The following is a 12,248-nucleotide window of genomic DNA, read 5'->3' on the forward strand; positions in this document are numbered from 1 at the left end:
AAGTGAGAAGTCTAAACATTTACGAGAATTTTCTGATTATATGACTATTGTTTCCGTTCTTTAGTGACTGTTTGTTTCAATGATACCCCATTACGATCAACAAACTCACTAACCTCTTGTTCAAATGAATGCGGCTTAAAACGATGAATTTTCATCTGCTGACCTGACTTGCCCGTAACAATGAAAATGACTTTCGATCCTGCAATAATTTGATGGACATTTGTAATCTCCATTGCTTGCAATTGTTTCGTCCGAACCTTCACACCAGCTACTTTTATTATCATTACAAGTCTATCTTCTTCTACCGTTAGATGATAACGAGTGGTTAATGCTAGAAAGCTTACAGCCATCGCTGCATAAGCAAAGTACTGAGTATTACCTTCTAGAGCATACGCATAAGTCATCGCCATAAAAAATAGAATCGTCCAGAGAATCTTGGGTTCTTCTGCTATAAATGTCTTCATTCCTTATCCGTCATCCCTTTACTGTGTACAAACGTCATAACAGCAAATAAAATAAAGCTTACCACTAGGACTGTTCCGCCGATAATATAGAATAATAACTGCACGATCTCTGGTATAAAGTCTGGCTTCATGTAGTAAATGTACATGCCTGCTGTCAGTCCAAAAGCACCAATAAATGCAGTCCATACTTGGGCAGCGGCTAATTTAGACTGCTTTGGGATAGGGTATACCCGGTAAAAAATTGCAAAAGCAAACAGCGAAAGCCAGCCAACTACTAAAATATGAGCATGAATCGCTCTTAACATCATCGACCCTGCTCCAGCCATATGTGAACCCATAAACGTTCCGATCAACGCATAAATGGCAGATGTTCTTAATAAAAACTTTGTACGGCTCATTAATCTTCTCCCCTTTTAATTGAATGTCGAGTGAATAAATGATCTGAAGGTCAATCATCATTACCAACTTCTTATTATACAATAGTTTGAGCGGGTAATAAGCAAGGGAATAATGAATACTAATTGAACGAATAATGTTCACTGTACAAAAGCTTGTCCTAATCTGTTACAGAGAGGATTAATCAATGAAAAAGAACTCGTTTATGAAGCATTTTATGGAACAATTAAAAACGGATCCCATCCCAGATTGGTCAGCTACATTTGCCTATTACTTCATGTTATCTATTTTCCCATTGCTGATTTTTATGATCGCCCTTTTGCCATACTTTCAATTAAATATTGATCAAGTGTATCAAATCTTATATGATTATGTGCCAAGCGATTTAGCCGATTTGTTTGGGAATACGATTCTTGAAGTGATCAGCCACCCTCAAGGCGGTTTAGTCTCATTTGGGGTAATCGCAGCCATGTGGTCAGCATCAAATGGAGTAAATGCCCTCATTCGCGCTGTAAACCGCGCCTATGGCATTGAGGAAACAAGGAATTTCCTGTCACTGCGATTGCTTTCGATCCTGCTTACGTTATGCATGATTTTTGTGGTGGTAACGACCCTCCTTTTGCCGGTGTTTGGTAAATTAATTATTAATGGAATGGAATACTTGTTTGCCGTACCACCCGAGACCGCTGAATTCTTAAACGTATTAAGGTGGATTATAGGGATCGGGCTTATGACTCTTGTTCTTATGTTTTTATATTGGGCAGCACCAAATGTAAAATTGAAGTTTAAACAAGTCATAATTGGGGCATTAAGTGCTACTATAGGGTGGCAAATCATCTCTCTGCTTTTTTCCTATTACGTGACTAACTTTGGTAACTACTCAGCAACCTATGGAAGTTTAGGCGGAGTCATTATCCTAATGCTTTGGTTTTTCTTAACCGGTCTGATTATCATCGTCGGCGGAGAGATCAATGCGACAATTTTTCACCAAAAACGGGCGAAAGCAGAGAATTTATAGCCATTTCACTAAATTCATGTATAAAAGTCTGAAAACGGTCAATGCTTGTATCAGATTGGCAGGACGAAGATATTTAAAGGAGTTGGGAATAATGAATAAAACAGAACTTATTAATGAAGTTGCTGAACGTACGCAATTATCTAAAAAAGATGCAGGGAACGCAGTAAATGAAGTATTTGATGTGATTTCAGAAACAATGTCAAAAGGCGAGACCGTTCAATTGATCGGTTTTGGAAACTTTGAAGTGCGTGAACGCGCTGCAAGAAAAGGGCGCAATCCGCAAACTGGTGAAGAAATTGATATTCCTGCAACAAAAACACCGGCATTCAAAGCTGGTAAACAACTGAAAGATGCTGTTAAGTAATTAATGTAAATAAAAAGCATGAACCCCATTAGGTTCATGCTTTTATTTTATGCTTTGGTTTGATATGGATTTTCATTTTCTACTGGCTTCTCATACGTTACATACGTATTCGCAATCATATCGTGAATACTACGTTTATCTTTACGTAAGCCGACCATAAATGCCGATACAACATAGGCAATCCCTAGTGTAATCACATACACAAAACCTGCTACGAGCACGCGAAGAAGCATCGTACCGAATCCAACGTTGCTGCCGTCCATTCTCACAATACGAATTCCGCATACCTTTTTCCCTAACGTATAGCCGTACCATAAGACAGGAAGAATCAGCAGATAGGCTAACTGAACAACCGAATCAAAAATTAACTGCCCATCCTCATTAAAATTCAAAGCCATTGAAATGATAAATGTAACAAGTCCTAATAACAATCCATCTAAAATAGAAGCTCCAAAACGGATCCAAAATCCCGCGGGCTGTTTCACCATATAGACTTCCCCTTTCTTCTCTTACCTCTTTTATTATTCATAAGTACGTTAACCATATGATAAACATTAGTCAAACATTTTCCATTATATCACTATTCACTCTCCCAAACTATCACAAACATTGTTAACAAGACGTTTAATCTAGTTGACAAAAAACAATGTTCAGATTATTCTAATGTTAACTAATTACTAACATGAGGTGAACATATGTCAAGTCGTAAACGCTATTTTTCTACTATTGAACTGGTCCTTATCCCAATGTTTGCAGCCTTAATGGCGATCGGTGCAAACGTTACATCCTTCTTAGTGATTGGCGGGGTACCTATCACGCTGCAAACACTGTTTGCGACATTAGCCGGTGCTCTCTTAGGCTCAAGACGCGGTGCTCTAGCTATGATGATTTATGTCCTGATTGGACTAGCTGGCTTCCCTGTTTTCGCCCAATTTCGCGGAGGCTTAGGTTCTCTTGTCAGCCCTACGTTTGGATTTTTATTATCTTTTATCATTCTAGCTTTTGTCGTTGGTAAAATCATTGAGAGAAGCAGCAAGAAATCCGTTTCAACATTTATGGTTGCATGCTTTGTGGGTCTTACGATAAATTATGTTCTCGGAACGAATTATATGTACTTCGCTTATCAATTTATTGCAGACCTAGATGCGATCACTTACGGTATGGCTTGGTCATGGATGGTTGCACCTCTTGTAAAAGATATCATCTTTACAATTTTCGCAGCTGTTCTTGCTTCTCGTATTTATCACACGGTTAATAAAAACGCGAACCCCCTTCAACGAAAGCTAGCTTCATAAAGCGAAGACCCCCTCAAGTTCGTTTGAGGGGGTTCTTCTGCTTATAAAATCATTGCCGCTGCAAATCCAAAGATTAATAGCGGAATATTAAAGTGAAGGAATGTCGGTACGCATGTATCCCAAATGTGGTTATGCTGTCCATCAGCATTTAAACCAGCCGTTGGTCCAAGCGTACTATCTGATGCAGGCGCTCCGGCATCACCCAATGCCCCTGCTGTACCAATTAAAGCAATAATCGCCATTGGACTGAAACCTACTGCCATACCAAGCGGTACAAACAGAGTTGCAATAATAGGGACCGTTGAGAATGAAGAACCGATTCCCATTGTGATGAATAATCCAACCAACAACATAAGAATGGCAGCAACAGCTTTACTATCTCCAAGGATCCCTGAAACTTGATCCACTAATAGCTCAACATGACCGGTTTCACGAATAACCGCTGCAAACCCTGATGCGGCAAGCATGACGAACCCAATGAATGCCATCATCTTCATACCATTTGTAACAACATCATCAGCTTCTCTCCATTTCAGAACGCCGCTGACTAATAAAATCACAATACCAGCTAATCCAGCAATAATCATAGACTCCGTTACTTGCTGAACGACTAAGGTAGCCACAACAGCGATAATAGCTGCTGTGATCGACCATGTAGTATAAGGAGTTTGTTCTGAAGCCTCCCCAATAATCGGACGATCTTCATACACACGACGTTTACGGTATGTAACAAATACCGCTACAATCAGCCCTAGAACAAGCCCTGCAGTTGGGATCGCCATAGCCACCGGAATATCGCCAAGCTCGATCGCTAAACCGCTCTCTGCCATATTATCCGCTACAATTCCGTGAAAGATAGCACCGAAGCCATAAGGCAGGAATATATAAGGTGCTGTTAAACCAAATGTCATGATTGCAGCAATGGCCCGGCGATCTACTCCTAGACGATTAAGCACTTTTAAGATCGGCGGGATTAAAATCGGAATAAACGCAATATGTATTGGAATCACGTTTTGAGAGAAACAAGAAATGACAAGAATAGAAAAGAAAATAAGTGCTTTAGATAATATCTGTTTCTCTGTATCTCCATTACGTCCCACAAGCTTAATTACTGTGTTGACCATCATATCAGGAAGACCTGTTCTTGCAATAGCGACTGCAAACGCTCCAAGTAAAGCATAACTTAATGCAACAGTGGCACTTCCTCCTAACCCATCACTAAATACTGCCACCGTCTGCTCAAGTCCAAGTCCGCCTACAAATCCACCTACAAGTGCTCCAATGATTAAGGCAAGCACCACGTGTACACGTACCAAACTAAGTACAAGCATCACGATGACTGCGAGTAATACAGCATTCATCGAAATCAACTCCTAATCCTTTATCTTATTAAATCACTAATGAACTAAAACATACATATACACTATCATTCTACGAACCTCATTGTCAATGACTTTCTTTCGTGTGATAAAGGACTAAAGAAAAAAAACACTTGGCTCTTTATCCAAGTGTTGTTAGTAACGTAATTTCAGCAATATATCTTTAATTTCCTCGTCTTTCATAATTGTCTCTTTATACCGTTTTGTAATTTTCGTCAAAGCCACATCATGATAGAAAAATTCCGTGAAGAATTTTACTAAAGGCGGTGATTGGGTACGGATCGCTTGCCAGCTCGACTCTTCAATCCCGGCAAAGAGCATTTCTCTTTGATCGACAATTAAAATCCTGCTGCGTTCTAGCGTATTATGATGCTGATCAGGAATAAGAGTGGACACGGCTTTAATGCTTGTCTCAATTTCTCCAATCGCATGAATATGAATGTCGAGCCCTTGTCGATCTTTATCTTCTAATATTGGAAGAAATTGATTCAGGTCATCGCCCCATGCAGATAGATAAATCGAACGCTCTGCGCCTTCCGTTAGTTCCTTGATTAAGGATTGAATCGATTGGTTTTCCTTCAAGCTCCAAATACGGTCATCAAGCGGTACATCTTCCACTTCAATCTTTTTAAGTTGTTCAATATTCTCCTCAAAATCTGCTTTTAATTTTTCAATAACTGATTCTAACGGAAGCGCTGTATATAAGCGTTTCTTCTCAACTGTAGCTTCTAGAATCATTCCTTTATCTGAGAGACGCTGAAGAACTTCATATACTTTTGACCTTGGAACACTTGAGCGCTTCACGATCGCCGTAGCATCTAACGGCTGGTTCACTGTGATAAGTGACGTATACACTTGGCTTTCATATTGTGTAAATCCAAATTGTTGAAGCATGCTGCATTCTCCTTTATTTATCCTTGTCTTAATCATAGCACAGGAAACATAATCATAAAATTTCTCCTTGTGCCATCCACCTTTTAATGTTACCCTTCTAGTGGTAACTAATTAAAGAGGTGTTTTTATGGATAAACGAGTTTATTTATTAACGATTGTTTCTTTTATCGTAGGTTTAGTAGAACTTATATTGGGAGGCATCCTAGATCTCGTTGCATTTGATCTTGGAGTAACACTAGGTCAAGTCGGGATGCTCATTTCTATTTTCTCATTAGTCTTTGCTGTCTTTGGACCGATCTTATTGACGGCGACAGCTAAAATGGAAAGAAAAAAACTGACGCTAATTGCTTTGGTCGTGTTTTTCTTTGCCAATCTTTTAGCTGTATTAAGTTCTGGGTATGCGATGCTTTTAGTGGCACGGATCATCTCTGCCATGAGCGGGGCTCTTTTAATTGCTCTATGTGTCACGATCGCCTCAAACATCGTGTCTGAAGAGTTTAGAGCACGTGCGATTGGGATTGTTTTCATGGGAATTAGTGCATCACTCGTACTCGGAGTACCTGCTGGTCTTATGCTTGGAAATGCATTTGGCTGGAGAGCACCATTTATCATGATTACGGCCTTAACTGCTCTCTCGTTTATCGGTGTTTATTTCTTAATGGACAAAATCGAGCCAAAACCAGCGCTATCGATTAAAAAGCAATTGCAAACATTAAAAAATAGAAAGATTTTACTCATACAGTTAACATCGTTTCTATTCTTAGCTGGTCATTTAACGCTTTATGCGTACCTGACTCCATTTTTACGTATGACGATGGGAATGGACGGGACTTGGATTAGTATGATGTATTTAATCTTCGGTGTGGCAGCAATCATCGGGGGCGGTGTTGGCGGAATGCTTGCTGACCGTTTTGGGACAAAGCCTACGATTGTGGGGGTAATCATTGTTTTTGCTGTTTCTATTTTCACAATTCCATACACAACATCAATTCTGCCGCTGTTCTTAGTTGTGATGGTCGTTTGGAGCATGTTAAGCTGGGCGATTACTCCAGCAATTCAAAGCTACTTAATTGAAACAGCCCCAGAAACATCTGATATTCAACAAAGTTTGAACAACTCTGCTCTTCACTTTGGAATTGCTGCAGGTTCAATGATCGGCGGTATTGTGATTGAGCAGTCGACTGTAGAAATGAACGCAACAGTCGGAGGCGTATTCGTTCTCTTCTCGTTAGGTGTGGTGATCATGTCGATGGTAAAACGAAAAGAAAAAGCAGTGTCGACTGCTGCATAAGTATAGGGGGCTGAAACAGGTCACTGAAAAAGTCCCCCTACAGTAGTTGTTGATTTCCGCTGCAGGTACTCGCTTTCCGCGGGCGGTCCGGAAGCCTCCTCGTCACTCCGCTCCTGTGGGGTCTTCCCTGGCCACGCACTTCCCGCAGGAGTCGAGTACCTTCCGCTACAATCAACGGAGCGCGAATGTTGTTTAGTTGCTCCCTCATTACTAGCAGAAAATGCTTCGGAAATTTGATGTGTAACAAGTGGTAGCTCAGTCCAATATTCATTTGAACTGAGCGCGCCATAAACTAAATCCTCCACATAACATCCTCCAAAAATATAACTTAGCGGATGAAATATGCGGAGACTCCTATGGGAGCTAAAGCAAAGCTGAGACCCCACAGGGCATAAGCCCGAGGAGGCTCAGCAGCTTCCCATGGAAAGCGAAGTATAGTTCAGGAGCGGCACATAGAGCGCACCTGCACTATTCAAATTCCCATAAGTTACTTTACTTTTGTTCCAGCCCCTTATTCATTAGATTGCTTTTAATGTATTTGCTCCTTTAGCAGTAATAAATCCCTGAACATTGATTGTCTTTGGCATTAAGGGGTGGCGTTCGATAAGGTCTATATTTTTCTTAATGACCTCTTTCATATCTTCAGGTCCGGTTAACCAAGAGATGATATCCTTTTCCACCACTCTAATGTAATCAAGTGTATGGAGTGTATTTCCGGAGACTCCCGCTTCCTCCATTTTCAACAGAAGATCCTCTCTGTGAATCTTACTCTGTTTGTCTCCTTCAACCCCTATGACATATACATCTTCAACATTTTCATAATAAGCCGCCATGATAATACTGCGGATAATGCAGCCATACGACTGAGAAATAAAACTGCCATATGAGTGGATAAAGAGCAATTCATCCAGCGGTTTCTTTAAAACAGAGGAAAGCCACAATGACTGATTTCCTTCTAGACTAGTAATAATTAAGGTCTTTTTACCTGCTGTTTTCTTTTCCATTTGTTATACCCCCTATATTAGATCGCATGTAGTTCAAATTTTATTTATTGCATCCACTTTGCTATTTCAAAGTAGAGCGGGATGCCAACAATTAAGTTAAAAGGAAAGGTAATTCCTAATGCCAGCCCTAGATAGATAGATGGGTTTGCTTTTGGAACGGAAGTCTTTAAAGCAGCTGGTGCCGCTATATATGACGCACTTCCAGCCAATACTCCCATTAACGTGGCTCCTCCAAGTGAAAGGCCTGCAACTGTACCTGCCAAAACTCCTAAAAGTCCAAATAGAACAGGTGAGAAGAGTCCAAAGATTAATAGTTTCCATCCAAAATCTCTTACTTCTTTAATTCGTTCACCGGCAACCAAGCCCATATTTAATAAAAATAAGATCAATACACTGCTATATAAATCAATAAATAGCGGCTTAATCATCGGAACGGCACGCTCTCCTAAAAACAGACCGATAAGCAGACTGCCTAATAATAGAAGAATACTCTTGCCAAAAATACTTTCTCTCAGGACTTCTTTATCAAATAAATGAGAAGTGGAGACTATACCTAGACTTCGTTGTGAGACGGGAGCTATTTGTTTATCTTTTTCAATCAGTTTTAAGAGAACGAGCGAGACTAATATCGCTGGGCTTTCCATTAAAACGACTAAGGCATTCATGAACCCTTCATAAGACGTACCAACCTTATCTAAAAAGGAGATGGCCGCCCCGTATGTCACAATGCTTACAGACCCATAAGTCGCTGCTAATCCAATCGAATTATCTAAATCCAACTGAATGAGTCGCAATAAGACTAGGATTAAAATAGGGATAATCGTTCCTAAAAATAAAACGGCGGCTATTGGAGCTAGCACATCTTGAATGGAATAACGAGATAGCTCTATTCCTCCTTTTATCCCGATTGCTATTAGAAGATAAATACTTAATGCTTCACTTAGAGCAGGCGGGAATTTTAAATCTGATTTACATATGGCTGCAATGATGCCTAATACGAAAAACAAAACGACAGGCGATAATAAATTTTCCAACATAATTTCTTGCATCATTTTCCTCCTTCTGACTTTCAAAAACTAAACTAAAAAAACCGACAACTTCAGGATTCAGTCCTGATCATTGTCGGTTTATCTTCAACTACCTTTTCGGTTTTTGAATGATCTCCCACCTATTTACTTTTCCAATTTCTTTTCAAGGTTTGTTGTAAGCTTAAAAACCATGACTCTCTCACCTGTAGTGGTGCTGACATCGGTGTGAAAACTTTTCACTTCTTCACCAGTAATGGAAGAGATAATGTCAATTAATCCATCTTTTCCCGACTCAATTAAATCGGCCCTTATTCTCTTAATCGAGAGCATACCCTCTTTTGTTTTGCTTAACGAGTGCTCTGCTGGCGTTAAAACTCCAAGTAAATTAACGATAATCATATCTCGCAAAATGTCTGTTTTCACAGATACAGACCCTCTCCCAAGATAGTCTTTTTCCCACTGTGTTAACACCTTGCTTATTTCAGCTTCCATGCTTCCTTTTGTTTTAGAAATCATTTTTCTCTCTCCTCTGCAAACAAAAAACGGTATATTCCCCAATAGAGTCCCCTCCCATTAAGAAATATACCGATTTATACCTATTTTTCCTTCTCTCAAACAAGCTGCTTCTTCATTCAGCCAATGTACATTAACTGCCTGCTAAAGCCTCTCTTCTAATCGAAGTTAAAACAAAAATCTCTCGGTTATTAAGTTAAATTCATCTTACTTTTTTCATTCTCAAGTGTCAATCATTTTTTTAATAATTAGTTTTTTGTTTTTGCTTTATTCTTAAGATATTTTGTTACATTATCTAGCGCTTTGTTTAAGAACATTTCAAACGTCGAATCTGTCTTCCAGCCGATATGCGGGGTAAGGATTACATTGTCTAGTAAGGTAAGCGGATGCCCTTCCTTAAGCGGCTCCTCTATAAATACATCAAGGCCCGCTCCGGCGATTTGTTTTGTTTCCAAGGCATGAACGAGCGCTCCTTCATCCACCACTTCCCCACGAGATGTATTCATAAAAAACGCACTTCTCTTCATCATCTCAAAATGTTCAGCTTTAATGAGATTCTTAGTTTCTGGCACCAATCTCACATGGACGGAAAGAAAATCTGATTGAGAAAACAAATCCTCTAATTCTACATATTCAACATTATGTGCAAGGGCTCTTTCCTCTGTTAAACGAGGTCCCCAAGCGATCACTCTCATACCGAATGCTTTTGCAATAACTGCTACTCCAGCACCGATTTTTCCTAAACCGATCACACCTAACGTCTTGCCTGCTAAGCCCACGCCCACAACATTCGGCCACTTATTTTGTCTTACCTCTTGATCAAGGGGGAGGAATTGTCTGGCATGAGCAATCATCAATCCACATACAAGCTCCGTCACAGCTTGGGACCCTCCAGGTGTTGTAAGAATCTTGATTCCTTTTTCCTGTGCTGCCTCTTTATCAATATGAGCAGTCCCAGAGCCAGTTTGAGCAATCAGCTGAAGATTTGGCAGCTTGATGAGAAGCTCTTGTGTAAAGTGGGTACGCTCTCGAATCGGGACAATGATATCGGCATTTCGAATACGGTCTACTAATTCATCTCCCTCTGCCTGATCATAAAAAATTTCCATCTCTACATTTGCTAAAGAGGGCTGTTCAAAGGATATTCGATCAGTGGTGCGTTCATAATCATCTAAAATAACAAGCTTCATCATGTCTCCTACTTTCTATTTCTTCATACAATTTATTTCCATAAGAGCCTCTTACATTCCTCCTAAATAAAAAAGAAGCTATCTCCATTATGAGACAGCTTCTAGTGGTTAAAAAATAAAAGATAGGGTCATCCCGCCTACTGCACCCGTTAAAACGATGACCCATGGGGCCCATTTGTAATAGACAAGCATCGTAAATAATAATGCAGCGAATGCAAAATCAATAGCTGATAAAATAGAAGTTGTAAAAATCGGGTGATAAAATGCTGAGATCAAAATCCCAACTACAGCCGCATTCACGCCCATCAATGCTCCTCTTACTTTATCCTGACGACGCAGTGCATCCCAAAAAGGGAGAGCTCCTAATATTAATAGAAAAGCAGGCAAGAAAATAGCCGCAGTCGCAAGCAGTCCTCCCTGCCAGCCGTTTATCACAGCTCCAAGATAAGCAGCAAACGTGAATAAAGGTCCTGGTACAGCTTGTGCTGCCCCGTATCCTGCAAGAAAGGCTTCTTCACTTACCCAGCCAGTTGGAACAAATTCACGCTCTAACAGCGGCAAGACAACATGACCGCCGCCGAAAACAAGGGAGCCTGCACGATAAAAGCTATCAAACATGGCTACCCAGTTGTATGCTGTCATCTCTCTTACTATAGGAAGAAGAATTAACAGTCCAAAAAATATTATTAAACAAACCGAGGCAAAACGCTTGCTGATCGGAAAGTTCATTTTCACCTGGTCTACGTTATCATGGTTTTTATACAACATGTACCCGGCCATAGCTGCTAGCAGGATGACCCCCACTTGTGTAAACGCTGTTTGCCACAAAAGCGTACCCATCAAGGCTGCTAAAGCAATCGTTTTTCGTTTCACATCGGGTGTTAAATTTTTAGCCATACCGAGAATTGCGTGGGCAACAACAACGACAGCAACAATTTTCAGCCCGTGAATCCATCCAGCACCCCCGGCATCAAACGTCTGAACAAGCAGGGCAAACACGATTAAAGCAATAACAGAAGGCAGCGTAAACCCGATAAATGAAACGATTCCTCCTATCACTCCTGCTCGCATCACACCGATCCCTATGCCGACCTGACTGCTGGCGGGGCCCGGTAAAAACTGCGCCAGTGCTACAAGGTCTGCATAGCTTGACTCGTCCATCCACTTACGCTTTCGCACATATTCTTGATGAAAATATCCTAAGTGCGCAACAGGACCGCCAAATGATGTAAGACCCAGTCTTGTAGAAATAATTAAAAGTTCAATGAGTGTTTTAAAGCCTATTTCTTTTTTTTGTGCCATCTTTGTCTCCTCTAGTTGATTTATCCTTCCTTTAATGTATCATTACACAGGCCAGTTCTCAATTTCACCAAGAAACCTTTACATAGACTTAACAATGTCGATTTTTTTAC

The 12,248-nt window shown here is 40.3% G+C and carries 14 protein-coding genes; 4 read left to right on the top strand and 10 right to left on the bottom strand.

Annotated features, from left to right (window positions below; genetic code table 11):
• Positions 1-44: 44 nt before the first annotated feature.
• Together PQ478_RS18070 and PQ478_RS18075 are read right to left on the bottom strand one after the other, a co-directional pair.
• Entirely contained in the window at positions 45-464 is a 420-nt protein-coding gene (locus PQ478_RS18070; protein ID WP_289235067.1) for a hypothetical protein, read from the bottom strand.
• The gene (locus PQ478_RS18075; RefSeq protein ID WP_012960271.1) at positions 461-862 is read right to left on the bottom strand and encodes a hypothetical protein; all 402 of its coding nucleotides are present in this window, start codon (positions 860-862) and stop codon (positions 461-463) included. The genes PQ478_RS18070 and PQ478_RS18075 overlap by 4 nt, the downstream gene beginning before the upstream one ends.
• Positions 863-1,047: 185 nt before the next feature.
• Between PQ478_RS18075 and PQ478_RS18080 the strand changes: the two genes are divergently transcribed.
• Together PQ478_RS18080 and PQ478_RS18085 are read left to right on the top strand one after the other, a co-directional pair.
• Entirely contained in the window at positions 1,048-1,878 is an 831-nt protein-coding gene (locus tag PQ478_RS18080; protein WP_012960272.1) for a YihY/virulence factor BrkB family protein, read from the top strand.
• Positions 1,879-1,969: 91 nt separating this feature from the next.
• The gene (locus PQ478_RS18085; protein WP_012960273.1) at positions 1,970-2,242 is read left to right on the top strand and encodes an HU family DNA-binding protein; all 273 of its coding nucleotides are present in this window, start codon (positions 1,970-1,972) and stop codon (positions 2,240-2,242) included.
• A gap of 47 nt (positions 2,243-2,289) precedes the next feature.
• Here the strand turns inward: PQ478_RS18085 and PQ478_RS18090 are convergent, their stop codons facing one another.
• Positions 2,290-2,730 carry an RDD family protein gene (locus tag PQ478_RS18090; protein WP_289235068.1) on the bottom strand — a complete coding sequence of 147 codons (441 nt, stop codon included), beginning with the start codon at positions 2,728-2,730 and terminating at the stop codon, positions 2,290-2,292.
• 207 nt (positions 2,731-2,937) lie between these two features.
• Between PQ478_RS18090 and PQ478_RS18095 the strand changes: the two genes are divergently transcribed.
• The gene (locus PQ478_RS18095) at positions 2,938-3,537 is read left to right on the top strand and encodes a biotin transporter BioY (protein WP_012960275.1); all 600 of its coding nucleotides are present in this window, start codon (positions 2,938-2,940) and stop codon (positions 3,535-3,537) included.
• Between the two features lie 41 nt (positions 3,538-3,578).
• On the opposite strand, the gene PQ478_RS18100 is transcribed toward PQ478_RS18095, so the two are convergent.
• Positions 3,579-4,898, bottom strand: a complete 1,320-nt coding sequence (locus PQ478_RS18100) for a Na+/H+ antiporter family protein (protein ID WP_289235069.1) — start codon at positions 4,896-4,898, stop codon at positions 3,579-3,581.
• A 153-nt stretch (positions 4,899-5,051) separates the two neighbouring features.
• Positions 5,052-5,810 carry a TrmB family transcriptional regulator gene (locus PQ478_RS18105; RefSeq protein WP_289235070.1) on the bottom strand — a complete coding sequence of 253 codons (759 nt, stop codon included), beginning with the start codon at positions 5,808-5,810 and terminating at the stop codon, positions 5,052-5,054.
• Positions 5,811-5,937: 127 nt separating this feature from the next.
• Here PQ478_RS18105 and PQ478_RS18110 point away from each other — a divergent pair, with 127 nt between their 5' ends.
• Entirely contained in the window at positions 5,938-7,101 is a 1,164-nt protein-coding gene (locus PQ478_RS18110) for an MFS transporter (protein ID WP_289235071.1), read from the top strand.
• A 518-nt stretch (positions 7,102-7,619) separates the two neighbouring features.
• Here the strand turns inward: PQ478_RS18110 and PQ478_RS18115 are convergent.
• From PQ478_RS18115 to chrA, 5 genes are all read right to left on the bottom strand, one after another.
• Positions 7,620-8,105 (bottom strand): carbonic anhydrase, encoded by a 486-nt coding sequence (locus PQ478_RS18115; RefSeq protein ID WP_289235072.1) that lies wholly within the window; start codon positions 8,103-8,105, stop codon positions 7,620-7,622.
• A gap of 44 nt (positions 8,106-8,149) precedes the next feature.
• Complete coding sequence (locus PQ478_RS18120; protein ID WP_289237008.1) at positions 8,150-9,154, bottom strand: sodium-dependent bicarbonate transport family permease; 1,005 nt, start codon at positions 9,152-9,154, stop codon at positions 8,150-8,152.
• 123 nt (positions 9,155-9,277) lie between these two features.
• The gene (locus PQ478_RS18125; RefSeq protein WP_289237009.1) at positions 9,278-9,646 is read right to left on the bottom strand and encodes a Na-translocating system protein MpsC family protein; all 369 of its coding nucleotides are present in this window, start codon (positions 9,644-9,646) and stop codon (positions 9,278-9,280) included.
• Positions 9,647-9,894: 248 nt separating this feature from the next.
• A complete protein-coding gene (locus PQ478_RS18130; protein WP_289235073.1) occupies positions 9,895-10,839 on the bottom strand; it encodes a D-2-hydroxyacid dehydrogenase family protein in 945 nt (314 codons plus the stop codon).
• Between the two features lie 105 nt (positions 10,840-10,944).
• Positions 10,945-12,138, bottom strand: a complete 1,194-nt coding sequence (gene chrA / locus PQ478_RS18135; RefSeq protein WP_289235074.1) for a chromate efflux transporter — start codon at positions 12,136-12,138, stop codon at positions 10,945-10,947.
• Positions 12,139-12,248 lie beyond the last annotated feature (110 nt).

It is taken from the genome of Alkalihalophilus pseudofirmus (assembly GCF_029094545.1).
Classification (GTDB): domain Bacteria; phylum Bacillota; class Bacilli; order Bacillales; family Bacillaceae_D; genus Alkalihalophilus; species Alkalihalophilus pseudofirmus.